The organism is Xylanimonas oleitrophica (assembly GCF_003244315.1).
Taxonomy (GTDB): domain Bacteria; phylum Actinomycetota; class Actinomycetes; order Actinomycetales; family Cellulomonadaceae; genus Xylanimonas_A; species Xylanimonas_A oleitrophica.
Genome location: NZ_QKWH01000016.1, coordinates 18,730 through 42,019, shown reverse-complemented (window position 1 = coordinate 42,019; position 23,290 = coordinate 18,730). Strand labels below are relative to the sequence as shown.

The 23,290-nt window shown below is 74.4% G+C and carries 22 protein-coding genes; 13 read left to right on the top strand and 9 right to left on the bottom strand.

Going from position 1 to position 23,290, the window contains the following annotated elements; genetic code table 11:
- Positions 1 to 203: 203 nt before the first annotated feature.
- Positions 204 to 488 (top strand): Fe-S cluster assembly protein HesB, encoded by a 285-nt coding sequence (locus DNL40_RS15005; protein ID WP_111252072.1) that lies wholly within the window; start codon positions 204 to 206, stop codon positions 486 to 488.
- A gap of 118 nt (positions 489 to 606) precedes the next feature.
- On the opposite strand, the gene DNL40_RS15000 is transcribed toward DNL40_RS15005, so the two are convergent.
- Positions 607 to 1,341: a M50 family metallopeptidase gene (locus DNL40_RS15000; RefSeq protein WP_425450790.1), complete on the bottom strand. Its 735-nt coding sequence runs from the start codon at positions 1,339 to 1,341 to the stop codon at positions 607 to 609.
- A gap of 197 nt (positions 1,342 to 1,538) precedes the next feature.
- Between DNL40_RS15000 and DNL40_RS14995 the strand changes: the two genes are divergently transcribed.
- Both DNL40_RS14995 and msrB read left to right on the top strand, forming a co-directional pair.
- Positions 1,539 to 2,930, top strand: coding sequence for a DEAD/DEAH box helicase (locus DNL40_RS14995; protein ID WP_111252070.1), 1,392 nt, complete (start codon positions 1,539 to 1,541; stop codon positions 2,928 to 2,930).
- Entirely contained in the window at positions 2,927 to 3,337 is a 411-nt protein-coding gene (msrB, locus tag DNL40_RS14990) for a peptide-methionine (R)-S-oxide reductase MsrB (RefSeq protein WP_111252069.1), read from the top strand. The genes DNL40_RS14995 and msrB overlap by 4 nt, the downstream gene beginning before the upstream one ends.
- 79 nt (positions 3,338 to 3,416) lie before the next feature.
- Here msrB and DNL40_RS14985 read toward each other — a convergent pair whose 3' ends face one another.
- The 3 genes from DNL40_RS14985 to DNL40_RS14975 form a co-directional block, all read right to left on the bottom strand.
- Positions 3,417 to 3,908 (bottom strand): MarR family winged helix-turn-helix transcriptional regulator, encoded by a 492-nt coding sequence (locus tag DNL40_RS14985; RefSeq protein ID WP_111252068.1) that lies wholly within the window; start codon positions 3,906 to 3,908, stop codon positions 3,417 to 3,419.
- Between the two features lie 175 nt (positions 3,909 to 4,083).
- The gene (locus DNL40_RS14980; protein WP_111252067.1) at positions 4,084 to 5,802 is read right to left on the bottom strand and encodes an MDR family MFS transporter; all 1,719 of its coding nucleotides are present in this window, start codon (positions 5,800 to 5,802) and stop codon (positions 4,084 to 4,086) included.
- A complete protein-coding gene (locus tag DNL40_RS14975; protein ID WP_245885972.1) occupies positions 5,802 to 6,272 on the bottom strand; it encodes a MarR family winged helix-turn-helix transcriptional regulator in 471 nt (156 codons plus the stop codon). Before DNL40_RS14975 ends, DNL40_RS14980 begins: the two co-directional genes overlap by 1 nt.
- A 133-nt stretch (positions 6,273 to 6,405) precedes the next feature.
- Here DNL40_RS14975 and DNL40_RS14970 point away from each other — a divergent pair, with 133 nt between their 5' ends.
- The 3 genes from DNL40_RS14970 (at position 6,406) to DNL40_RS14960 (ending at position 8,940) form a co-directional block, all read left to right on the top strand.
- Positions 6,406 to 7,005 carry a hypothetical protein gene (locus DNL40_RS14970; RefSeq protein WP_111252090.1) on the top strand — a complete coding sequence of 200 codons (600 nt, stop codon included), beginning with the start codon at positions 6,406 to 6,408 and terminating at the stop codon, positions 7,003 to 7,005.
- Between the two features lie 306 nt (positions 7,006 to 7,311).
- Positions 7,312 to 7,932, top strand: a complete 621-nt coding sequence (locus DNL40_RS14965) for a DUF47 domain-containing protein (RefSeq protein ID WP_111252065.1) — start codon at positions 7,312 to 7,314, stop codon at positions 7,930 to 7,932.
- 3 nt (positions 7,933 to 7,935) lie between these two features.
- Positions 7,936 to 8,940 (top strand): inorganic phosphate transporter, encoded by a 1,005-nt coding sequence (locus DNL40_RS14960; protein WP_111252064.1) that lies wholly within the window; start codon positions 7,936 to 7,938, stop codon positions 8,938 to 8,940.
- A 54-nt stretch (positions 8,941 to 8,994) separates the two neighbouring features.
- Here the strand turns inward: DNL40_RS14960 and DNL40_RS14955 are convergent, their stop codons facing one another.
- From DNL40_RS14955 to acs, 4 genes are all read right to left on the bottom strand, one after another.
- Entirely contained in the window at positions 8,995 to 9,969 is a 975-nt protein-coding gene (locus DNL40_RS14955; protein WP_111252063.1) for an NUDIX hydrolase, read from the bottom strand.
- Entirely contained in the window at positions 9,966 to 12,266 is a 2,301-nt protein-coding gene (locus tag DNL40_RS14950; RefSeq protein ID WP_111252062.1) for an RNA degradosome polyphosphate kinase, read from the bottom strand. The genes DNL40_RS14955 and DNL40_RS14950 overlap by 4 nt, the downstream gene beginning before the upstream one ends.
- 105 nt (positions 12,267 to 12,371) lie before the next feature.
- Positions 12,372 to 13,313, bottom strand: coding sequence for a mycothiol synthase (mshD, locus tag DNL40_RS14945; protein WP_245885971.1), 942 nt, complete (start codon positions 13,311 to 13,313; stop codon positions 12,372 to 12,374).
- A gap of 122 nt (positions 13,314 to 13,435) precedes the next feature.
- Positions 13,436 to 15,445 carry an acetate--CoA ligase gene (gene acs, locus DNL40_RS14940; RefSeq protein WP_111252061.1) on the bottom strand — a complete coding sequence of 670 codons (2,010 nt, stop codon included), beginning with the start codon at positions 15,443 to 15,445 and terminating at the stop codon, positions 13,436 to 13,438.
- 152 nt (positions 15,446 to 15,597) lie between these two features.
- Here acs and DNL40_RS14935 point away from each other — a divergent pair, with 152 nt between their 5' ends.
- The gene (locus tag DNL40_RS14935) at positions 15,598 to 16,674 is read left to right on the top strand and encodes an NADH:flavin oxidoreductase/NADH oxidase (RefSeq protein ID WP_111252060.1); all 1,077 of its coding nucleotides are present in this window, start codon (positions 15,598 to 15,600) and stop codon (positions 16,672 to 16,674) included.
- Between the two features lie 295 nt (positions 16,675 to 16,969).
- Here DNL40_RS14935 and DNL40_RS14930 read toward each other — a convergent pair whose 3' ends face one another.
- On the bottom strand, positions 16,970 to 17,779 hold the full coding sequence (locus DNL40_RS14930; RefSeq protein ID WP_111252059.1) for an HAD family hydrolase: 810 nt from the start codon (positions 17,777 to 17,779) through the stop codon (positions 16,970 to 16,972).
- A 111-nt stretch (positions 17,780 to 17,890) separates the two neighbouring features.
- Between DNL40_RS14930 and DNL40_RS14925 the strand changes: the two genes are divergently transcribed.
- From DNL40_RS14925 to DNL40_RS14900, 6 genes are all read left to right on the top strand, one after another.
- On the top strand, positions 17,891 to 18,547 hold the full coding sequence (locus DNL40_RS14925) for a winged helix-turn-helix domain-containing protein (protein ID WP_111252058.1): 657 nt from the start codon (positions 17,891 to 17,893) through the stop codon (positions 18,545 to 18,547).
- Positions 18,544 to 19,830, top strand: a complete 1,287-nt coding sequence (locus DNL40_RS14920) for an MFS transporter (RefSeq protein ID WP_111252057.1) — start codon at positions 18,544 to 18,546, stop codon at positions 19,828 to 19,830. The genes DNL40_RS14925 and DNL40_RS14920 overlap by 4 nt, the downstream gene beginning before the upstream one ends.
- A gap of 176 nt (positions 19,831 to 20,006) precedes the next feature.
- A complete protein-coding gene (locus DNL40_RS14915; protein ID WP_179951097.1) occupies positions 20,007 to 20,768 on the top strand; it encodes a CpaE-like family protein in 762 nt (253 codons plus the stop codon).
- On the top strand, positions 20,765 to 21,961 hold the full coding sequence (locus tag DNL40_RS14910) for a TadA family conjugal transfer-associated ATPase (RefSeq protein WP_111252056.1): 1,197 nt from the start codon (positions 20,765 to 20,767) through the stop codon (positions 21,959 to 21,961). Before DNL40_RS14915 ends, DNL40_RS14910 begins: the two co-directional genes overlap by 4 nt.
- Positions 21,958 to 22,644, top strand: coding sequence for a type II secretion system F family protein (locus DNL40_RS14905; RefSeq protein ID WP_111252088.1), 687 nt, complete (start codon positions 21,958 to 21,960; stop codon positions 22,642 to 22,644). The genes DNL40_RS14910 and DNL40_RS14905 overlap by 4 nt, the downstream gene beginning before the upstream one ends.
- 46 nt (positions 22,645 to 22,690) lie before the next feature.
- Positions 22,691 to 23,269, top strand: a complete 579-nt coding sequence (locus tag DNL40_RS14900) for a type II secretion system F family protein (RefSeq protein ID WP_245885969.1) — start codon at positions 22,691 to 22,693, stop codon at positions 23,267 to 23,269.
- The last annotated feature ends 21 nt before the right edge of the window (positions 23,270 to 23,290 follow it).

The following is a 23,290-nucleotide window of genomic DNA, read 5'->3' as shown; positions in this document are numbered from 1 at the left end:
GGCAGGGGGTGCCAGGACCTGAACCGACCCGTGTCTAGAGCCGGTGCGTGCGGGCGGGGCACCCTAATCACCCGATGTGACTCAGCGCACGCGGAGTCTCGCCATCCGAGAGATATTCACCCAATCGCGTCTCAACGTTGCGACCTCGTGACCATCTTGATTCGGTGGACAGTGCCCGCAAGAACCGACGAGAGGAGCTCAGCGTGCTCACCGTGACCGACAACGCCCGCACGGCTGTCGAGGACCTGGCCCAGCAGGCTGGCGTCCCGTCCGAGGGTGGTCTCCGCATCGCCCAGTCCGCCGGCCAGCCCGGCAACTTCGAGCTCGCGCTCGTACCCGCGCCGCTGCCCGACGACCAGGTGGTCGACGAGGCCGGTGCCACGCACGTGTTCGTCGAGAAGGACGCCGCGCCCGCCCTGGACGCGCTCACCCTCGACACCGACCCGGCCGCCCAGGGCCCCGGGTTCGTGCTGACCCCGCAGGCCTGAAGATCTCGCGACCGGCGGCCGCGGCCCTCCTCGGAGGTGTCGCGGCCGTCGTCGTTCCTGCCCGGTCCCTGCCCTGCGCGGTCCCTGCGCCCGGGGCGACGCCCGGGGCGAGCGGCTGTCAGGCCACCGGGCCCACGATCCAGGACGCCCCGAGCACCAGCGAGCCCAGGGTGACCACCAGGAAGAGCAGCACCCAGAGGATGCCGGGCAGCCCGGTCAGCCGGGCGAGCTGGTCGGCGTCCGACTGGCGCGCGGCCCGCCGGGCGCGCTGCGCCTGGAGCTCGAGCACCGGCCGCACCGACCCGAGCAGCAGGAACCATGTCACCGCGTACGCCACCGCCGACTGCGTCGGCTCGTCCAGCCACCAGGAGACGGCGACGAGCGCCACGCCCGCGACCAGCACCGACCACAGGCCGAACAGGTTGCGGATCTTGAGCAGCAGCAGCGCCAGCAGCACCACCAGCAGCCACAGCAGCCCGACGGCGTAGCCGTGGCGCAGCAGCCACGCGGCGCCCAGCCCCACCAGTCCCGGCCCGACGTACCCGGCGAAGGCGGTGGCGATCATCCCGAACCCGCGCGGGCGCCCCGCCGAGACCGTCAGCCCCGAGGTGTCGGAGTGCAGGCGGATGGCGTCCAGCCGGCGCCCGGTCAGCGTGGCCACCAGCGCGTGCGCCCCCTCGTGCGCGATCGTGACGACGTGGCGGGCCACCCTCCACACGGGGGAGACGAGCACCACGGCGAACGCGACCAGGCCCGTCGCCAGCACCACCGACTGCTCCGGCGCGGGCACGGGGGTGGTCGCTGCCTGCCAGATCCGGGCGAGCACGTCGCCCGCGCTGCTCACGAGGTCCACGGCGGCCATGCAACCACACCGCCGCTGTACCGCGTCCCGACCTCTCCGGCCGAGGCATGAGACACTGGTCGTGAGGGCTGCGCGACCACGCGCGCCCCGACGTCGTGGTGATCGCCCCAGATCGTGCGGCGAACCCGACCGGCCCCGACGCGGGCCCCAGCTGACGGCGCCGCCCGGCGCCGCGCCCGAAAGGCATCATGACCACCTTCGCCGATCTCGGCCTGCCCACCCCTGTCGTCGCCTCCCTCGCGGAGCGCGGCATCACTACCCCGTTCCCCATCCAGGCGGCCTCGCTGCCCGACTCGCTGGCCGGCAAGGACGTGCTCGGCCGCGGCCGCACCGGTTCCGGCAAGACGGTCGCGTTCGCCCTGCCCGTCGTCGTCCGCCTGGCCGGCGGCCGCCGGAAGGCGCGCCGCCCGCGCGCCCTGATCCTGGCTCCGACGCGTGAGCTGGCCAGCCAGATCGACGCGACGACGGCGCCCCTCGCGCAGGCGATGGGTCTGCGCACGACGACGGTGTTCGGCGGGGTCGCGCAGTCGCGCCAGGTCGCGGCGCTCGACGCCGGCGTCGACGTCCTCATCGCGTGCCCCGGCCGCCTCGAGGACCTGCTGAACCAGAAGCTGCTCAGCCTCGACGACGTCGAGGTCACCGTGCTGGACGAGGCCGACCACATGGCCGACCTCGGGTTCCTGCCGGGTGTCAAGCGCATCCTGGACCGCACGCCTCAGCGCAGCCAGCGCCTGCTGTTCTCGGCGACGCTGGACAACGGCGTCGACGTGCTGGTCAAGCGGTACATGCACCAGCCGGTGACGCACTCGGTCGACGAGGCCGCGGCGCCGCCGCCCAAGATGACCCACCACGTGCTCGCGGTGGCCGACGCCGCCGCCAAGCGCGACGTGGTGCACCAGCTCGCCTCGGGAACCGGCCGTCGCGTGCTGTTCACCCGCACCAAGCACCAGGCCAAGAAGCTGGCCAAGCAGCTCACCACGGCCGGTGTGCCCGCCGTGGACCTGCACGGCAACCTCGGCCAGGGGGCCCGCGAGCGCAACCTCGCCGCGTTCTCCTCGGGGGAGGTGCGCGTGCTGGTGGCGACCGACATCGCGGCCCGCGGCATCCACGTCGACGACGTCGAGCTCGTGGTGCACGTGGACCCGCCGGCCGAGCACAAGGCGTACCTGCACCGCTCAGGCCGCACGGCCCGGGCCGGCACCGGCGGCGACGTCGTCACCCTGATGCTGCCGGAGCAGAAGGGTGACGTGGCGGCGCTGACCCGCAAGGCGCGGATCACCGCCCAGCCGCGCGCCGTCGCCCCTGGCGACGCCACCGTGAGCGCGCTGGTGGGTCAGGTGGCCGCTCCGGTGGCGCCGCGCCCCGTCCAGCAGCAGGGTCGCCCGCAGACGACGGCGAAGAAGTCCGGCCGCCCGGCCGGTGCGCCTGCGCCGCAGCCTTCCGCGAGCACCACCGCGGAGGCCGGCTCGGGTGCCGCCCGACGCCGTCGCCGCGGCTCGCGCGGCCGGGGCCGCGGCAACGGCGGTGGCGGGAACACCGGCGGCGGCCGTCCCGTTGCGCACGGCGGAGGTGCAGCATGACCAAGCAGTACGAGGTGACCAAGTCCGACGAGGAGTGGAAGGTCGAGCTCGACCCCACGGAGTTCGCGGTGCTGCGGCTCGCCGGCACCGAGCGGCCCTGGACCGGTGAGCTCCTGGAGGAGCGCCGCACGGGCGTGTACCGGTGCCGCGCGTGCGGCAACGAGCTGTTCCGCTCGGACACCAAGTTCGACGCCCACTGCGGGTGGCCGAGCTTCTACAGCCCGCTCGCCGGTGACCGCGTGGAGCTGCTGGAGGACCGCAGCCACGGCATGGTCCGCACGGAGGTGCGGTGCGCGCGGTGCGGGTCGCACCTGGGCCACGTGTTCGACGACGCGCCCCAGACGCCGACCGGCGACCGCTACTGCATGAACTCGGTCAGCCTGACGTTCGAGCCGCTGGACGACTGAGTCGTGGCACGACAGGGCCCCGGCGGGTGATCCCGCCGGGGCCCTGTCACGTCCGGGTCACGCTCGGATCACTGGTGCGTCACTGGTGCGAGTCGCGCCAGCGCACGAAGTCCTCCGAGTAGCGGTGCAGCAGCGACGCGAGCTGGGCGACGTCGGCCTCGTCCCACTCCGCCAGCGCGTGCCGGAACGCCTCGACGCGCCCGTCGCGGGCCTCGGCGAACCGGTTCTGCCCCTCCTGGGTGAGCGTGATGAGCTGGCCCCGGGTGTCGTCCGGGTCCACCTCGCGCTGGATCAGGCCGAGCTGCTCCAGCCGGGAGAGCTGGCGGGAGACGGTGGCCCGGCCGACGCCGAAGTGGGCGGCGAGGTCGGACCCGCGCGTGCCGGGGTTGGAGTCGATGTGCGCCAGGAGCGGGTAGGCGCTCGCCTCGAGCTCGGGGTGCACCCGCCTGGCGGTCTGCGCCGCCGCCGACTGTGCTCGACGCACGAGCAGCCGGAGCTCGCGTTCGAGGGCGCCGAAGGGGTCGCTCGAGGGGTCGGGCGGCGACTGGGGCGTGTCGGTGGGCGGAACCATGGCCCCATCATGGCGTGTCCTGGCCCCTCCTGGTGCGCCGACGCCGGTTTCGGGCGTTCGCCCGTGGCGTGCGGGCTCGCGCGGGCCGGTGTGCGGGCAGGCGGCGGCGTGGGGATGCGACGACGCCGGGGCGCTCCGGTGCGGGGCGCCCCGGCGTCGTCGGGGAGAGGGAGGCTCAGCGGCGGGCGGCCGGCTCCTCGGCCGCCTCTGCGGCGTCGGCGTCGTCCGCGCTCTCCTCGGTGCTCTCCTCCTCGGCGCTGCGGACGGCCTCGATCTGGCCGCCCACCGTGTCGGCGCCGGCGGCGACGGCCGTCTCGGCGCGCTGGCGCGCCTCCTGCTCGAGCATCTGCTCGACGCCGGAGCGCTGGCCCAGCGGGATCTCCTTGAGGAAGACCACGGCGACCAGGGCGATGACGGCCATCGGCACGGCGATGAGGAAGATCTCCGCGATGCCGTGGGCGTAGGCGTCCTCGATGACCGTGCGGACGGGTGTGGGCACCTGGGACAGGTCGGGGACGGCGCTGGCGCCGGAGCCGCCGAGCGCGTCAGCGGGGACCCCGAGCCGGCTCAGGCCGTCAGTGATGTCGGTCTTGACGCGGTTGGCGAGCACGGCCCCCAGCGCGGAGACGCCGATGGCGCCGCCGAGCGAGCGGAAGAACGCGACCGCCGAGGTGCCGGCGCCCATCTCCTGGACGTCGAGCGTGTTCTGCGTGGCGAGCACCAGGTTCTGCATGAGCGCACCGACCGACAGGCCGAGGCCGAACAGGTAGGTGCCGATGAGCCAGAAGCTCGTGTGCGAGTCGATGGTGGACATGCCGAGCAGCGAGGCGATGAGCACGACGCCGCCGCCCACCATGATCGCCTTGTAGCGGCCGGTCTTGGAGATGATCCGGCCGAGCACCACACCGGCGAGCATGGTGCCCACCACCATGGGGATGGTCAGCAGGCCGGACTCGGTGGGCGTCTTGCCGCGCGAGAGCTGCAGGTACTGCGAGAGGAACACGGCGGTGCCGAACATGGCCACGCCCACGGCGATCGAGCCGATCACGGCCAGCACGAACGTGCGGTTGCGGAACAGGTGCAGCGGGATGATCGGCTCGTCCACCGCGCGCTCGACGAGCACGGCGGCGACCAGGGCGACGACGGCGCCGCCGACCATCGCGTACGTCTGCCACGAGCCCCAGGCGAAGTCGTTGCCCGCGAAGGTGACCCACAGGAGCAGGAGCGAGACGCCGACGGAGATCAGCCCGGCGCCCCAGTAGTCGATCTTCACGGTGCGGCGGGGCCGGGCCGGCAGGTGCAGGGTGCGCTGGAGCACCACGATGGCCGCGACGGCGAACGGGATGCCGACGAAGAAGTTCCAGCGCCAGCCGAGGAAGCTGTCGGTGATGACGCCGCCCAGGAGCGGGCCGCCCACCTGGGACACGGCCATGACGCCGCCCATGAGGCCCATGTACCGGCCGCGCTCGCGCGGGGAGACGATGTCGGAGACGAGCACGGTGGCCAGGGCCATGAGGCCACCGGCGCCGATGCCCTGTACCGCGCGGAAGCCGATGAGGGTGCCGATGTTGTGGGAGAACCCTGCCGCGGCGGCCGAGAGCACCGTGATGACCAGCGCGATCTGGATGAGCGTCTTGCGGTTGACGAGGTCGGCGAACTTGCCCCACAGCGGGGTGCTGACGGTCTGGGTGAGCAGCGTCGCGGTGACCACCCAGGTGTAGGAGTGCTGCGACCCGCCGAGGTCGCTGACGATGCGGGGCATCGAGGTGGAGGTGATGGTCGCCGCCAGGAGGGCGACGAACATGCCGAGGATGATGCCCGAGAGGGCTTCGAGGACCTCTCGGTGCGTCATCGCCGGGCGGGTGCCCGGCGCGTCTGTCGTGGTCGTGGACATCAGTGCGTGCCTTCTTCGTCGTGGATGGTCGTGATGGCAGCCGCGACTCTGCGGATGTGGTGGGTGGCTTCCGCGAGGTCCTGCTCGGACCAGTCGTGGAAGACGGTGGAGAGCAGCTCGGCGAAGCGTGCCGAGACGTGCTCGGAGAGCTCGTGGCCCGACTCGGTCAGCTCCAGCAGGCGCACCCGGCGGTCGTCGGCGTCGACGGTGCGGCGCACGTAGCCGGCGTCGACGAGCTGGCTGACCTGCCGGCTGGCCACGGAGGCGTCGACGCGCAGCTTGGTGGCGATGTCGGTGAGCTGCACCTGCCCGCACGTGGCGAGCATGCGGATGACGCCGAGCCCGGCTCGGGGCCAGTCCAGCTCGCGGGCGAGCCGGACTCCTGCCTCCCGCTGGGCACGGCTCAGCTCCTCCAGGGAGGCGAAGAGGGTGTCGACGGGGGAGGCGGAGGATGGTGAGAGGGTCTGCACGGTCACTCCTTGGTTGCTGCACGCAACTATATGACTGGTGCTTGCAGCAAGCAAGTGTCAGGCGCGCGGTGATCGGTCGGGGGACACTGGAGAGATGACCGAGGAGCAGCCACGCCGCCCGCGCCGCCCGGCCATGCTCGACCCGCGCGAGGCCGAGCAGGTCCCCGGCTCCGTCGACCCCGCCCTGCGCGACGAGGTCGCGCACACCACCGCCCGCGCCGTCGTGCACCGCGCCCGTGCCGCCGAGGACCCGGAGGTCGTGGCCCGCCTCGTGCGCCTCGTCGAGACCGAAGGGCTCGACGTCGTCGCCGGCCTGTGGGCCGACGCCGCCCCCGTCACCCTCCCCGGCGCGCTGTGGCGCCTGTACGTGCTGCGCGAGTGGGTGCGCCGCGACCCCCAGACCGTCACCCTCCGCTACCGGCTCGGCGTCGACGCCGCCCCCGTCCACGAGGCCGTCGCCGGCGTGCCACGCCCGCCCGAGCCCACCGACATCCGCGAGCTGGCCGACGCCGTCCTCTCCGGCGTCTACGCCGGAGACCTCGCCGTCGCCCTCGAGCGCGCCGCCTCGTTCTGCCGGATCCTCGCCACCGGGGCCGCGTTCGACGCCGACGCCCGCGAGGTCGCCGACCCCCTCGGCGCCGACCGCATGACCCGAGGTGCCGCCGACCTCCAGCGCACCGCCGACGAGCTCGAGCGCTCCGCCGCCCTCTGGCGCACCGACAAGCTCGACTGACGCCGCTGTCGGTACCGTCACAGTCGCGACGGTCACAGGACGCCCGCGGAATGCGGCCCCGCGGCCCGTGGTTACGATGGGTCGACGGCGCCGGGCTGCGGTAGCCCCGGGCTCCATCTTCAGCCGCTACGAGCGGCCACGCGCCGAGAGGCGCTCCCAGCCCGGCGTCGTTCACCTTCCCTCCGGCGGACCCCGCGCGCCCTCGCGCGCCACTGCGTCGCGCAGCCCACACCAGAGGATGTGGTTGCCCGGCGCTACAAGGATCTAGCCTGACGAGGATCAGTCCTCCCAGAACTGGAGATCGACGTGCGCCTGCGCCTGACACCGCGCGACACCACCTACTACGACCTGTTCGCGGCGCTCGCGCAGCACAACGTCACCGGGGCGGGCCTGCTCGCCGAGCTGCTCGGCGCCGACAAGGCCGAGCGCAGGTCCATCGCCGAGCGCTTCGTCGAGGTCGAGCACGAGGCCGACGACGCCACGCACGCGATCATGAGGCGCCTCAACCAGACCTTCGTCACCCCGTTCGACCGGGACGACATCTACGGGCTCGCCTCCGCGCTCGACGACTGCATGGACTCGATGGAGGAGGCCGCCGACCTCATCGTCCTCTACAAGGTCGACGCCCTCCCTGCCCGTGTCTCCGAGGTCGTCCAGGTGCTCCAGCGCTGCGCCGAGCTCACCGCCGACGCCATGCCGCGCCTGCGCTCCATGGAGAAGCTCGCCGACTACTGGGTCGAGATCAACCGCCTCGAGAACCAGGGCGACAAGCTGCACCGCAAGCTCGTGGCCGAGCTGTTCGACGAGACCACCGACGCGATCCAGCTCATCAAGCTCAAGGAGATCGTCGACGTCCTGGAGGACGCCTGCGACGCCTTCGAGCGCGTGGCCAACATGGTCGAGACCGTCGCGCTCAAGGAGTCCTGAGGCGTGGAGGCAGCGCTCGTCGTCCTCGTGGTGGCCCTGGCCCTCGGGTTCGACTACACCAACGGGTTCCACGACGCCGCGAACGCCATCGCGACCTCCGTCTCCACCCGTGCTCTGACGCCCCGCGTCGCCCTGCTCATGGCCGCCGTCATGAACTTCGTCGGCGCCCTGCTGGGCACCGAGGTGGCCGAGACCATCGCGACGTCGATCGTGAACCTCGGCGAGGCCGCGACCCGCACCGAGCTCACCGTCGTGCTCTGCGCACTGGCAGGGGCCATCGTCTGGAACCTCGTCACCTGGTGGTTCGGGCTGCCCTCGTCCTCCACGCACTCGCTCATCGGCGGGCTCGTCGGTGCCGGCCTGGCGGGCGGGCTGCCCATCTTCTGGAGCGCCATCGTCGACAAGGTCGTGCTGCCGATGGTGATCTCCCCGGTGGTGGGGTTCGTGCTCGCCTACCTCGTGATGGTCGCCCTCCTGTGGGTCTTCCGGAACGCGGCCCCGGCCCGCACCCACCGCCGGTTCCGCCTCGCGCAGACCGCCTCCGCCGCCGCCATGGCGCTCGGCCACGGCCTCCAGGACGCGCAGAAGACGATGGGCGTCATCTTCCTGGCGCTGCTCGCCGTCGGGTGGGCGCAGCCCGAGGACGGCATCCCGCTGTGGGTCAAGCTCGCCGCCGCCGGCGCCATCTCGCTCGGCACCTACTCCGGTGGCTGGCGGATCATGCGCACCCTCGGACGCCGCATCATCGAGCTCGACCCGGCGCGCGGGTTCGTCGCCGAGAGCGTGTCCGCGACCGTCCTGTACGTCAACGCGTTCGTGCTGCACGCGCCCGTCTCGACCACCCACACCATCACCTCGGCGATCATGGGCGTCGGCGCCACCCGGCGGCTCTCGGCCGTGCGCTGGGGCGTGGCGAAGAACATCGGCGTGGCCTGGGTGCTGACCATCCCGGCGGCGGCGCTCGTGGGCGCCCTCGCCACCTGGGCGCTGCACCCCGTCCTGGCCTGACCCCCGGTACCCGGGAGCAGCGCCAGGCCTCCGCCGCGCTGCTCCCGGCACAGGTCAGGACACGAGCGGGGTCACGTGCTCCGCGGCCACCACGCGCGGCCCCTTCGCCGTCAGCGCCACGTGCGCCACCAGCATCTCGCCCGGCTCCAGGTACGGGTCCTTGCCCGGCAGCGCGTCGGCCACCGAACGGCTCGAGTGCTGGCCCAGCACGTCGAGGATCGTCGGCAGCACCGGCCGGTGGGTGCACAGCACGGTGGATCGCTGGGACTCCAGCATCTCCCGCACGGTCGCGGCCACCCGGGCGGGGGAGCGCTCGTGGTCGGCCTCGGTGAGGTTCTCGCTGTACCACGGGCGCAGGTGCGCGGCCCGCACGTACGGGTCCATCGTCGTCGCGCACCGCTCCCAGCGGGAGCTGACCACGCTCGTCACGCCGTAGGCGGACAGCAGCGGCACCAGCGCGGCCGCGTGCGCGTGGCCCGTCGGCGTCAGCGGTCGCTCGGGCTCCGCGCCGTGCCACGCGGTGCGCGGCAGGGCCCGCCCGTGCCGGGCGATGACGACGGCGTGGGTCTCCAGCCGCCCGCGCTCGAACTCCTCGACCAGGGCCTGGAGCGGGCGCTGGTCGGTGGGGCGGGTCAGCTTCTCGGCGGCGTCGGCCGCGTCGACCCACCGCACCTTGTCGACCTCGTCCGGGTTCGCCGGGGGCAGCGGAGGGCGGGCCGAGAGCGCCGGCTGGTACGGGTCGGGCTTGGCCCGCCGCGCCGCCCAGTAGCTGACCGTCTTCCAGCGCCCGTCGGGCATGCGGTAGCGCACGCCGGGCAGGGGCACGCCCAGCACCACGGGCTTGCCCGTCTCCTCGGCCACCTCACGCACGCCCGCGACCTGCGGGTTCTCACCGGGTTCGAGCTTTCCCTTGGGCCACGACCAGTCGTCGTAGCGGGGCCGGTGCACCATGCGCACCTGCAGCCTGCCCTCGCGTGCACGCCACACCAGACCGCCCGCGGTGGGGACGGCGGAAGGGTCGTCGCTCAACGGGCCGACTCCGGGCGGCGGCGGTGGCGGCGCACGAGCACGTCCTGCAGGTCGTCCAGCGGCGAGCCGTCCTCCGCCTTGGCGTGCCGCTCCCACGTCCCGTCCGGGAGCAGGTGCCAGGAGGCGGTCGTGTCGGCCATGGACCGGTCCATCAGCTCGAGCAGGTCGGCGACGTGCCCGGCGTCGGTGATGCGCACCAGGGCCTCGACACGGCGGTCCAGGTTGCGGTGCATCAGGTCGGCCGACCCGATGAACACCTCGGGACCCTCGTCCGGGCCCTCGCCGATGGCGGGGCCGGCCGAGTTCGCGAACGCGTAGATGCGCGAGTGCTCCAGGAATCGGCCCAGCAGGGACCGCACCCGCACCGTCTCGCTCAGACCGGGCACGCCGGGGCGCAGCGCGCAGATGCCGCGCACCACGAGGTCCACCTTCACCCCGGCCTGCGACGCGCGGTAGAGGGCGTCGATGGTGTCCTCGTCGACGGCGGAGTTCACCTTGATCTTGACCCACGCCTCGTGCCCGGCCCGCGCGGCGGCGGCCTCCCGGTCGATCCGCTCGATGAGCCCGGCCCGCACGGAGCGGGGGGCCACGAGCAGGCGGTGGAAGCGGGACTGCGGGGCGTACCCGGAGAGCTGGTTGAACAGGCGCGTGAGGTCCTGCCCGACGTCGGGGTCGCAGGTCAGCAGCCCGTGGTCGGTGTACAGCCGCGCCGTCTTGGGGTGGTAGTTGCCGGTGCCCACGTGGCAGTACCGGCGCAGGCCGTCGCGCTCCTGGCGCACCACGAGGGACAGCTTGGCGTGCGTCTTGAGGCCCACGATGCCGTAGACGACGTGGACGCCGGCCTGCTCGAGCTTGCGGGCCCAGGAGATGTTGGCCTGCTCGTCGAACCGGGCCTTGATCTCCACCAGGGCCAGCACCTGCTTGCCGGCCTCGGCCGCGTCGATCAGGGCGTCCACGATGGGGGAGTCGCCCGAGGTGCGGTACAGGGTCTGCTTGATGGCGAGCACGCGCGGGTCGGCCGCGGCCTGCTCCAGGAACGTCTGCACCGACGTCGAGAACGAGTCGTACGGGTGGTGCAGCAGCACGTCGCGGTTGCGGATCGCGGCGAACACGTCCGTGGGCGTGGCCGACTCCACCTCGGCGAGCTGGCGGTGCGTGGTGGGCACGAACCGCGGGTAGTGCAGCTGGGGCCGCTCGATGTCCGCGATGATGTTGAGGCCGGTGAGGTCCAGCGGTGCCGGCAGCTCGTACACCTCGTCGTCGGAGACACCGAGCTCGCGCACCAGCAGCTCCCGGATGCGGGAGCTGATGCCGGCGGCGAGCTCCAGCCGCACCGGCGGGCCGAACTTGCGGCGCAGCAGCTCCTTCTCCATCGCCTGCAGGAGGTTCTCGGCGTCGTCCTCCTCGACCTCGACGTCCTCGTTGCGGGTGACGCGGAAGGTGTGGGACTCCACCACCTCCATGCCCGGGAAGAGATGGTCCAGGTGCTGGCCGATGACCTCCTCGAGCGGCACGAACGACGTGGGGGTGCCGCTCTGCGTGGCGCCGCCCGTGGTGGGGTCGGAGGGGCGGCCGCGGTCGTCCACCGCGATGAAGCGGGGCAGCAGCGGCGGCACCTTGACGCGGGCGAAGTGCTCCTTGCCGGTGAGCGGGTTGCGCACCACGACGGCGAGGTTGAGCGAGAGCCCGGAGATGTAGGGGAACGGGTGGGCCGGGTCGACGGCCAGCGGCGTGAGCACCGGGAAGATCTGGCGGCGGAAGAACTTGTGCAGGCGTTCCTGCTCGCGCTGCTCCAGGTCCTGCCAGTGCACGATGGTGATGCCCTCGGCGGCCAGCGCCGGCTGCACGTCGTCCGCGAAGACCCGCGCGTGGCGGGCCATGAGGCGGTGCGCGCCCTTGCTGATGCCAGAGAGCACCTCGAGCGGGGACAGGCCGGACGCCGCGGTGACGGCGATGCCGGTGGCGATGCGGCGCTTGAGGCCGGCCACCCGCACCATGAAGAACTCGTCCAGGTTGGACGCGAAGATCGCCAGGAACCGCACACGCTCCAGCAGCGGCAGGTCGCGGTCCTCGGCGAGCTCGAGCACGCGCTCGTTGAACGCCAGCCACGACAGCTCGCGGTCGGCAAACCGGTCGGCCGGCAGAGGGTCGGGGGCGTGCTCCGAGGGCTCGGCGTGCGTGCCGTCCGGGGAGGGCTCCTCCGCGATGTGCTCGGCGATGTGGGCCGCGAGCTCGGGGTCGACGCCCCGGGCGTACCGGCCGCGGTCGTCGCGGGCGCGGGCGTCCTGCGTGCTCATCTCGGGGTCCCCGTCAGCTCGGGAGCGCAGCGAGCGAGGTGATGGGGTGAGTTCATGGGCCCATCGTGGCACCGTTGGGTGAACGGTGTATGACCGAACGGCGATTCATGCCTGGGCGTACTGGACGTCGACGGCGGCACGCTCGAACCCGGCGCGCTCGTAGGTGCGGACGGCGGCCGTGTTGTCGCCGTCGACGTAGAGCACGGCACGGTCGGCGACGGTGGCCAGGTGCGCGAGCCCGACGGCGGTCAGCGCCTGCCCGAGCCCGCGGCTCTGGTGGTCGGGGTCGATGCCGACGGCGTAGACCTCGCCGTCGCGCCCGCCGGCCGGCTGCCCCGGCTCGACCTTCGTCCACAGGGAGCCGGCGAGGCTCCCGTCCGGGGCCTCCAGCAGGAAGAACCCGGCGGCGTCGAACCAGGGCTCGCCCTGCCGGTCGCGCAGGTCCGCCGCGGTGAGGCGGCCCTGCTCGGGGTGGGAGGCGAACGCGCGGGCGTTGAGCGCCACCCACGCCTCGTCGTCGTCGCCCGGCACGAAGGTGCGCACCCGGTAGCCGTCGGGGAGCGCCGGCCGTGCACCGGCGTCGTCGGCCGTGAGCGGGCGGGCGAGGAACAGCAGCTCGCGCACGACGACGTACCCGGCCGCGGCCGCGAAGCCCTGCGCCGCAGCGGTGTCGCCGTGCGCCCACACGCGCAGGGCCTTGCCACGCTGGCCGGGCGTGCCGGAGTACTGCGGCAGGCGCGCGTCGCGCTCGGCGGTGCGCAGCAGGAGCCGGCCGACGCCCTGACGGCGGTGCTCCGGGTGGACGACGAGCTCGGCGCTCGCGTCCTGCCCGCCGCGGTCCACCTGCACGTACCCGATCACCGTGCCGTGCTTGCTGTGCGCGACGGCGTGGGTCAGCCAGGGTTCGTCGGCGCCGAGCCGCAGCAGCGGCTGCTCGGACACGGGGGCGACGCCGTCGGCAGCCTGCGCGGCCGCCGCGAGCGCGCGCACACCGTCCTGTGCGGTGTCGTCGAGCGGTCCGATGGCGAGAGGGGCAGCGATACGCACGTCCCTATCCTGCCCGCCACGGCGCACGTGCACCTACGGGGTCGGGTGCGGGAGACGCCACGAGGGCCGGTGCCGTGCGTCTGCACGGCGCCGGCCCTCCCCGGTGTCTCAGGGCTCGGGCGTCAGTCGTCCGAGCTCTTGGTGGTCGCCAGGCCGGCCGAGATGAGCTCCATGACGGAGGAGTCCGCCAGCGTGGTGGCGTCGCCGACGGTGCGGTTCTCGGCGACGTCGCGCAGCAGGCGGCGCATGATCTTGCCGGAGCGCGTCTTGGGCAGCTCGGGCACCACGAGCACCTTCTTGGGCTTGGCGATCGGGCCGATCTCCTTGCCCACGTGGTTGCGCAGCTCGGCCTGCACCTCGGCGGCGCCCTCGGGGGTGGAGGCGCGGTCGGCGTGCTCCCCGCGCAGGATGACGAACGCGACCACGGCCTGACCGGTGGTCTCGTCGTTGGCACCCACGACGGCGGCCTCGGCCACGATGTCGTGGGAGACGAGGGCGGACTCGATCTCGGTGGTGGACAGGCGGTGGCCGGAGACGTTCATGACGTCGTCCACGCGCCCGAGGAGCCAGATGTCGCCGTCGTCGTCCTTCTTGGCTCCGTCGCCGGCGAAGTACAGGCCGGGGAAGCGTGACCAGTAGGTGTCCTTGTACCGCTGCAGGTCCCCCCAGATGCCACGGAGCATGGAGGGCCACGGCTCGCTGAGCACGAGGTAGCCACCACCGCCGTCGGGCACGGGCTTGGCCTCGTCGTCGACGACGTCGGCGACGATGCCGGGCAGCGGCACCTGGGCGGAGCCGGGCTTGGCGGCGGTGACGCCGGGCAGGGGGCTGATCATGATGGCGCCCGTCTCCGTCTGCCACCAGGTGTCGACGATGGGGGTGCGGTCGCCGCCGATGACGCGGCGGTACCACATCCACGCCTCGGGGTTGATGGGCTCGCCCACGGAGCCGAGCACGCGCAGCGAGGACAGGTCGAACTCGCCGGGGATGTCCGCGCCCCACTTCATGCACGTGCGGATGGCGGTGGGGGCGGTGTAGAGGATCGTCACCTTGTACTTCTGCACCAGCTCCCACCAGCGGCCGCGGTGCGGGGTGTCGGGGGTGCCCTCGTAGATGACCTGGGTGGCGCCGTTGACCAGCGGTCCGTAGACGACGTAGGAGTGCCCGGTGATCCAGCCGATGTCCGCGGTGCACCAGTAGACGTCGCTCTCGGGCTTGAGGTCGAAGACGTTGCGGTGCGTGTAGGCGGTCTGGGTGAGGTAGCCGCCGGTGGTGTGCAGGATGCCCTTGGGCTTCCCGGTGGTGCCGGAGGTGTACAGGATGAACAGCGGGTGCTCGGCGTCGACCCACACGGGCTCGTGGTAGGTGTCGGCAGCCTCGAGCGCCTCGTGCCACCAGACGTCGCGGCCCTCGGTCCAGGCGGTGTCCTGCTCGGTGCGGCGCACCACGAGCACGTGCTTGACCGACTCGGTGCCCTCGCCGGCCAGGGCCTCGTCCACGGCGGGCTTGAGGGCGCTGGGTGCCCCGCGCCGGTAGCCGCCGTCGGCCGTGATGACGAGGGTGGCCTCGGCGTCGGCGATGCGGCTGCGCAGGGCGTCGGCGGAGAACCCGCCGAAGACGACGGAGTGCGCCGCTCCCACGCGGGCGCAGGCGAGCATCGCCACGACGGACTCGACCAGCATCGGCAGGTAGATGACCACCCGGTCGCCCTTCTGCACGCCCAGGGCGGCGAGGGCGTTGGCGGCGCGCGAGACCTCGCGCTGCAGGTCCGCGTACGTCACGGTGCGGGTGTCGCCCGGCTCGCCCTCGAAGTGCAGCGCGACGCGGTCGCCGTGCCCGGCCTCGACGTGACGGTCCACGGCGTTGTAGGCGGCGTTGAGGGTGCCGTCGGCGAACCAGCGGGCCACCGGGGCGTCCGACCAGTCGAGCGTCTGGGTGAACGGCGTCTGCCACGTGACGAGCTCGCGGGCCTGCTCGGCCCAGAACCCGAGGCGGTCGGCGGCGGCCTCCTCGTACAGCGACGGCTGCGCGTTGGCCTGGGCGGCGAACTCGGGGCTGGGAGGGAAGGAGCGGTTCTCGTGCAGCAGGTTCTCGAGTCCTGCGGGCTGCGGGGATCCGGTGGGAGTGGTCAACGTCGTAACCTCCAGCGCGTCGTCGCGGGCAGACCGGCACCGCGTCGTAGGGGTGCCTGCCGCGAGTGTAGCGGCGCCCGTGAGCGGGCTCACACAGATGGGTCACACCCCGGTGGGAACACGATCGCACGTCAGCCTCGTTGGCACCGGACGTGAGCCTCCTCTTCGAGCCGCTGCGGCTGCGCGACCTGACCGTCAAGAACCGTGCCTGGCTGGCCCCCATGTGCCAGTACTCGTCCACGGACGGCATGCCCGACGACTGGCAGCTCGTCCACCTGGGCGCCCGCGCCCAGGGCGGGTTCGGCCTGCTGCTCACCGAGGCCACCGCCGTCGTGCCCGAGGGGCGCATCACCCCGCAGGACGCCGGGCTGTGGAACGACGCCCAGCGGGACGCCTGGGCCCGCGTGGTCGAGTTCGTCCACGGGCAGGGCGCCGCGATCGGTGTGCAGCTCGCGCACGCCGGGCGCAAGGCCTCCACCTACCGACCGTGGTCGCCCGTGCAGGGCACCGTGCCCGCCGAGGAGGGCGGCTGGCCCACCCTCGCCCCCTCGGACGACGCGTTCCCCGGCTACGCCGCCCCCGCCGCGATGACGGCGCAGCAGGTGGCCGACGTCCCCGCCCGGTTCGCCGACGCGGCCCGCCGCGCCCACGCCGCCGGCTTCGACGCCGTCGAGATCCACGCCGCGCACGGCTACCTGCTGCACGAGTTCCTCTCGCCGCTGTCCAACCACCGCACCGACGAGTACGGCGGCACGCCCGAGAACCGCGCACGCCTCCTCGTGGAGACCGCCGACGCCGTCCGCGCCGCCTGGCCCGACGAGAAGCCGGTGCTCGTGCGCGTCTCGGCCACCGACTGGCTCGAGGACGGCCTGCAGGTCGACGACGTCGCCACGGTGGCCAAGGAGCTCGCCGGGCACGGCGTCGATCTGGTCGACGTCTCCACCGGCGGCCTGCTGCCCGCCCCCATCAGCGTCGGCGCCGGCTACCAGGTGCCCGCCGCCCGCCGCGTCCGCGAGGTCTCGGGCCTGCCCACCACGGCCGTCGGCCTCATCACCGCCCCCGAGCAGGCCGAGCAGCTCCTGGTCGACGGCGCCGCCGACGCCGTCATGCTCGGCCGCGTCGCGCTGCGCGACCCGCACTGGCCGCTGCGCGCCGCCCACGAGCTGCGCCAGGCGCCCGGCGAGGGCGTGGCCTGGCCGCCGCAGTACGAGCGCGGCGCCTGGCGCTGAGCTGGTGAGCCGCCGGTGCTGAGCCGGCGCTGCATCACCACGCACGAGTGCGGCACCCGGGAGACCGGGTGCCGCACCGCCGGGTGAGCACGGGTAGCAGGCGCGTGCTGTCCGCTCCGCCACGGGGCCAGGCCCGCCGGAGTGTCCTCGACGTGGACTTCCTGTGCGTGGGTCCCGTGCTCTGCCGTCTTGTTGGTACCTCCATGGAAACCCCGCCGGGGCCGGGGCGCAACAGCGCTCCGGCCCCGTGGCGCGAGGTGATCGGCCGCCGTCCGGGTGAAGCCCGGTGGGCGGCTCAGTGCCCCCCGCGGCGACGGCGCACCGCACGCCACACCAGCGCGGCCACCGCCGCGGCGGCCAGCGCGCCCGCCGCCGTCAGCACCGGTGTCGGCGGCCGGGCCACCACCCGCAGCGCCACCGGGCGCGCGAAGGTCAGCACCTTCCACCCGCGCTCGGCCGCCGTGCGCCGCATCGCCCGGTCCGGGTTGACGGCGAACGCGTGCCCGACGGCGTCCAGCATGGGTGCGTCGGTGATGGAGTCGGTGTAGGCGTAGCAGCGGTCCAGGTCGTACCCGTGCCTTTCCGCGAGGTCGCGGACGGCGACCGCCTTGTTCTCGCCGTAGGCGTAGAAGTCGATCTCGCCGGTGTACCGCCCGTCCGCCACCCGCATCCGGGTGGCCACGACGTGGTCGGCGCCCAGCACGGTGGCGATCGGCTCGACCAGCTCGGCTCCCGAGGCCGAGACGATGACGACGTCGTGCCCCAGCTCGTGGTGCTCGGCGATGAGGTCCACGGCCTCGGCGTAGACGTACGGGTCGATGAGCTCGTGCACCGTCTCGGCGACGATCTGCTGCACCTTGCTGACGTCCCAGCCGGTCGCCAGCTCCGACAGGTGCCGGCGCATCCGTTCCGTCTGGTCCGCGTCGGCGCTGCCGAGCGCGAACAGGAAGTGCGCGTAGGCGGTGCGCAGCACGTCGCTGCGCGAGACGAGGCCGCCCTGGAAGAACGGGCGGGAGAACGCGGCCGAGGCGCTCGTGGCGATGATCGTCTTGTCGAGGTCGAAGAACGCCGCGACGCGGTCCCGTTCGGTGGGCGGCTCGGTCACGGGCCGAGCCTAGCGGGGCGGTCCCCCGGGTCCGGGGAGCCCTGCCGTCCGGAGCCGACGCACCATGCACAAGTCTTGTGCACAACAAGTGTGCACACTTATCGTGCTCCCATGGCCGACCCTCAGGAGCACCACCAGCGCCCGTACAGCCATGTGGACCTCACCGCCGAGTCCGCCAAGGTGCTCGCCCACCCGCTGCGCTCGCGGCTCCTGTCCGCACTGCGCCAGCACGGCCCCGCCTCGGCCACGGCCCTCGCGGCCCGGCTCCGCACCAACTCCGGAGCCACGAGCTACCACCTGCGGCGTCTGGAGAGCGTCGGCCTCGTCGCCGACACCGGCGAGGGCCGCGGCAAGGAACGCCTCTGGCAGGCCACCACCGAGAGCCACGGGTGGCGGGGCAGCGCCTTCGCCGACGACGAGGACACCCGCACCGCCCTCGGCTGGCTCGAGCGTGACTACCTGCGGCACTTCACGCAGTCCTACGGGCACTGGCTCGACGTCGCCGACGCCTGGCCCGCCGCCTGGCAGGACGCCTTCGGGTCGAGCGACGGGTGGATCGAGGCGACCCCCGAGCAGGTGGCTGCGATGAGCGCCGAGATCGACCAGGTGGTGGATCGGTACCGGCGCGCGGGCGAGGGAGACCCGCGGGCGCGGCGCGTGCACCTGTACCGGTACGTCTTCCCGCTGGACGCGGACGGCGGGGCGGTGGACGACGAGCCCGTCGACGAAGGGCCGCAGGCCCCGGACGTCCCGGGAGCGGCGTCGTGAGCGTGCCGACGCCGGCGGCCGCGCGGCGCGTCTTCCTGCTGCTGACCGCCACCCGCTGGTTCCCCGTGGGCCTCGTGGTCACCGCCACCACCCTGCTGCCCGTCGAGCGGGGCCTGAGCGTCGCCCAGACCCTCACCCTCCTGTCGGTGACGGGCCTGGTGGTCTTCGTGCTGGAGCTGCCCACCGCGGGGTTCGCGGACTCCCTGGGCCGGCGCCCGGTGCTGGTGACCGCCGCCGTCGTGCAGGTCCTCGCTGCCGTCGCCTTCGCCACGGCACAGACTCTCGCGGGCTTCGCCGTCGCGGCGGTGGCCACGGGCGTGTTCCGTGCGCTCGACTCCGGGCCCCTGGAGGCCTGGTTCGTCGACTCCGTCCACGCCACGCTCCCCGGGGCCGACGTCGACCGCACCCTCGCGCACCAGGGCACCGTGCTGGGCGTGTCGATCGCGCTCGGCGCGCTGGTCTCCGGCGGGCTGGTCTGGTGGGACCCGGTGAACGCGTGGTCCGCGCTCACCCTGCCGTACGTGGTGTACGCCGTCCTCGCCGTCGCGCACCTGGCAGCCGTGGCGCTGCTGCTGACCGAGGGCGACGGCGAGGTGCGCCCGCCGTGGCGGGCGCGAGCCTCCCGCGCTGTGGCCTCGGCACGGCGGGCCCCCGCGACGGTCGCCGGCGGGCTGCGCCTGGTGCGCGGCAACCGGGTGCTCCTCGCGCTGCTGCTGGTCGAGGTGTTCTGGATGACGGCCATGGTGGTGTTCGAGTCGCTCGTGCCGCTGCGCATGGCGGAGCTGGTGGGCAGCGAGGCCCGCGCGGGCGCGCTCATGGGCCCGGTGGCTGCCGTGGGGTGGGCGGTCTTCGCCGCGGGGGCCGGCCTGGCGGGTCTCGCCTCCGCGCGGTTCGGCGCGGCACGCACGGCCATGGCCGCCCGCGTGCTCAACGGGCTGGGAGCGGTGTGGACGGGGCTGGTGGCCGGGCCGGCGGCCCTCGTGGCCGCCTACCTGGTGACGTACGGGCTCCACGGCTCGGGCGGCCCCGTGTACAACGCGCTGCTGCACCGCGAGGCGGCGGCGCACAACCGCGCCACCGTGCTCTCCATGGCGTCGATGGTCGGCTTCCTCTCGGCCGCGGCGGCCGCCCCGCTGCTCGGGTGGACGGCCGGGGTGCTCTCGACGCCGGCGGCGATGGTGGCCGGGGGCGGGTTCAGCGTGCTGGGAGCGCTGTGCTTCCTGCCTGCCCTGCGCCGAGAGAAGGAGCTGCGGGCCGCCGGGGAGGTCGCGGTGCGCCTGTAGGGCGGCCGCAGGCCCTGACCTGACGGACCGGGCCGGGGGTGCCGGGAGCCTGCCGGGCGCGGTCGTGGCCCCGTAGCGGCAGAGCGTGCCCCCAGCCCCGTGGACGGTGCTGGCCGTGCACAGCACCGCGCTCGCGCGCCGCGGTGCCTTCGCGAGGCCCGCCAGGCTCCGGGGCCATGAGGACGACACCCACCCCACCCCTGGCCGCCGTGGTCGGCGCCTGCGGCGGCGCCGGCACCAGCACGGTGGCGGCCGCCGTCGCCCACGGCCTGCGTCGCGCCTGGGGGCGGGGCGTGCTCGTCGACCTGGAGACCGCCGCGGCCGGGATCGAGGTGACCCTCGGCATCGAGGACGAGCCCGGTGCCCGGTGGCCCGAGCTGCGCGCCGCCCGGGGCGAGGTGGACGGGCGCGGGCTGGTCGCCGCCCTCCCGAGGTGGGGATCGGTCCCCGTGCTCTCCGCGTCCCGGCTGCGACCGGAGGCCCCCGCCGACGACGTCGTGCTGGACGTGTGCGCCGGCCTGGTCCGCGCCGGCGAACCCGTGGTCGTGGACCTGCCCAGGCCCGGAGCCTGGACCGCCGCAGCGCGGGCCGTGGTCGCCGGTGCCGACGACGTGCTGCTCGTGGCGCCCCTGACCCTGCCCGGGGCCGCGGGCGCCGTGGCCGTGGCCGGGGCGGTCGCCCAGGCCCGCGCGGACGACGTCGCCCGCAGCGGCGAGCACGACCCGCGGGTGCGGCTCGTGGTCCGCCGCCCGGCACCCGGCCGGGTGGACGCGGACGACCTCTCCGCGCTGACCGGGCTCGACGTGGCAGCGGAGGTGCGCGAGGACCGCGCCCTGGCCGGCGCCGTCGAGCGCGGCGACGGCCCGCCCGTGGGTCGAGGTGCACGCCTCAGGCGCGTGGGCACCCAGCTCGCCGCGCTCGTGGGAGGCCCCCGATGACGCGCCCCCTGCGACCGGCAGCCTCCGAGATCGACGCCGGGCTCCTCGGAGACGTCCGCACCAGGCTGGGTGCCGGCGCCGGTGAGCCCGACGACGACGCCGTCCGCGCAGCGCTGGCGGCCAGCGGCCGCGTGCTCGGCAGCGACGCCCTGCGCGACCTCGCCCGCGCCGCCCGCGCCGAGCTCGCCGGAGCCGGCCCCCTCCAGCCGCTCCTGGAGCTGCCCGGCGTCACCGACGTCCTCGTCAACGGCCCGCAGGAGGTGTGGATCGACAGGGGTGACGGCCTCGAGCCGGCCGGCCTGGACCTCGGTGCTCCCGCCGACGTCCGGGCGCTCGCGGTCCGGCTCGCCGGGCTCGCCGGCCAGCGGCTGGACGACGCTGCGCCCGTGGTGGACGGGCGGCTGCCCGACGGCACCCGCCTGCACGCCGTGGTGGAGCCCGTCGCAGCCGCCGGGGCCGTGATCTCGTTGCGCGTGCTGCGCCAGGCCGGGCTCACCCTGGACGCCCTCGTGGCCGCAGGAGCGGTGCCGCCCGGCTGGGAGCGGCTCCTGCGCGGCCTCGTGGCACGACGGGCCAACGTGCTCGTCTCGGGCGGCACCGGGACGGGCAAGACGACCCTCCTGGCCGCGCTCCTGGGGCTCGTCCCGGCCGACGAGCGGGTGGTCACCGTGGAGGAGGCGCGGGAGCTGGCGCCCGGCCACCCGCACGTGGTGCCCCTGGCGACCCGGCGGGCCAACGTCGAGGGTGCCGGCGCGGTGAGCCTGTCCGACCTGGTGCGCGCCGCGCTGCGCATGCGCCCGGACCGGCTCGTGGTGGGCGAGTGCCGCGGCGGCGAGGTGCGCGAGGTGCTCCTGGCCATGAACACCGGGCACGACGGCGGCCTGGCCACCCTGCACGCCAACGCCGTCGAGCACGTGCCCGCGCGCCTGGAGGCGCTGGCAGCCCTGGCCGGGATGCCGCGTGACGCCGTCGCCGCCCAGGCATCGGCCGCCGTGGACGTCGTGCTGCACGTGCGGCGCCGGCGAGGCCGGCGGTTCGTCGCCGCGGTGGGCGTCGTCGGCCGCTCGGACGAGCAGGGGGCCGGCGGGGAGCTCGTGGTCCGGGCTGCGGCCCGCTGGGACGGGACAGCGCCCACGGCCCACGTCGCCGACATGGCCACCTGGGAGGCGCTCCTGGGCCGGTGGGCCGCATGAGCGGCACGGGAGCCGCCGGGCTGGTGGGGGCCGCCGTCGGCCTCGGGGTCTGGCTGGCGCTGCGCCCCGGAGGCCGCACCGCCGTCGTCGCGCTCGGCGGTGGAGGGGACCCACGAGACCGCCCCTGGTTCACGATGCTCGGCACCGCGCGGGCACGGCTGGCCAGCGGCCCGCACGGTGACGACGGCGCTCGCGTGCGCGTGGTGGTCGCGCAGGTCTCGGCGCTGCTCCGGGCCGGAGCGCCGCCCGGCGCGGCCTGGACCCGCGCGGCGGGAGTCGACGTCGACGAGGTGGGTGTGCCCGACGAGCGCGCCCTCGCCGCCGTCGTGGGCCCCGAGGCCGCCCGGTCCGTCACCGCAGCCACCCGGCTCGCCGTCGAGGTCGGTGCCCCGCTGGGACGCGTCCTCGAGTCGGTCTCGGACACCCTCGTGGCCCAGGCGGAGGCACGGTCGGAGCGCGAGGCCGCCCTGTCCGGCCCCCGCACCACGGCTCGCGTGCTCCTGTGGCTGCCCGCCGCCGGAGCGCTGCTCGGCGGGACGCTCGGTGCCGACCCGCTCGCACGCGCGGCTGACGGTGGCGCGGGCACGGCAGCCGTCGGGCTCGGCCTCGTGCTCCTCGCCGTCGGGCGCTGGTGGACCGGCCGGCTCGTCACCGCGGCCAGGCAGGCCGGGGAGGCGTCATGAGCGCACCCCGGGAAGAGACCGCGAGAGTCCGCACAGGAGGAGCGCCGTGAGCCCGTACGCGACCTTCGTCGTCGCGACCGCCTGCGCCGGCCTGGCCGTGCTGCCCTGGATGGTGCGGGCCCGTGCCGTGCGGCGCCGGTGTGCCGGGCTCGCGTCACCCGCACCCGCTGCGGGCAGAGCCGGCCCCGTCCCGCCCAGCGTCGACGTGCCCGTGGTGCTCGAGCTGCTGGCCGCGGCGCTGCGCTCCGGCGCAGGCGTGCCCCGCGCCCTGCAGGCCGTGGCGACGGCGACCGGCGGCGAGGAGGGCGCAGCGCTCGCCGCCACGGCGGCAGCCCTGCGGATGGGCGCCGCCTGGGACGACGCCTGGCGTGACGCCCCCGATCGGCTCGCCGTCGTCGGGCGGGCGCTGCGACCTGCCTGGGTCGAGGGCGCCGCCCCCGGCGAGGCCCTCCGAGCGGCCGGGGACGAGGCGCTGCGGACCCGCAGGGACGCCGCCCGCACCGCCGCCGGGCGGCTGGCCGTGCAGCTCGTGCTGCCCCTCGGCGCCTGCTTCCTGCCCGCGTTCGTGCTGGTGGGGCTCGTGCCCGTGCTGCTGGGCCTGGGCATCGACGTGCTGGCCAGCTGACCCCGGCCCCCTGACGTCCCA

What these genes read in the sequence shown, in the direction of transcription:
- DNL40_RS14995 (WP_111252070.1), top strand. Translation starts at nt 1,539, where the DNA reads ATGACCACCTTCGCCGATCTCGGCCTGCCCACCCCTGTCGTCGCCTCC.
- msrB (WP_111252069.1), top strand. Translation starts at nt 2,927, where the DNA reads ATGACCAAGCAGTACGAGGTGACCAAGTCCGACGAGGAGTGGAAGGTC.
- DNL40_RS14985 (WP_111252068.1), bottom strand. Translation starts at nt 3,908, where the DNA reads ATGGTTCCGCCCACCGACACGCCCCAGTCGCCGCCCGACCCCTCGAGC.
- DNL40_RS14980 (WP_111252067.1), bottom strand. Translation starts at nt 5,802, where the DNA reads ATGTCCACGACCACGACAGACGCGCCGGGCACCCGCCCGGCGATGACG.
- DNL40_RS14970 (WP_111252090.1), top strand. Translation starts at nt 6,406, where the DNA reads ATGCTCGACCCGCGCGAGGCCGAGCAGGTCCCCGGCTCCGTCGACCCC.
- DNL40_RS14950 (WP_111252062.1), bottom strand. Translation starts at nt 12,266, where the DNA reads ATGAGCACGCAGGACGCCCGCGCCCGCGACGACCGCGGCCGGTACGCC.
- DNL40_RS14925 (WP_111252058.1), top strand. Translation starts at nt 17,891, where the DNA reads ATGGCCGACCCTCAGGAGCACCACCAGCGCCCGTACAGCCATGTGGAC.
- DNL40_RS14915 (WP_179951097.1), top strand. Translation starts at nt 20,007, where the DNA reads ATGAGGACGACACCCACCCCACCCCTGGCCGCCGTGGTCGGCGCCTGC.
- DNL40_RS14910 (WP_111252056.1), top strand. Translation starts at nt 20,765, where the DNA reads ATGACGCGCCCCCTGCGACCGGCAGCCTCCGAGATCGACGCCGGGCTC.
- DNL40_RS14905 (WP_111252088.1), top strand. Translation starts at nt 21,958, where the DNA reads ATGAGCGGCACGGGAGCCGCCGGGCTGGTGGGGGCCGCCGTCGGCCTC.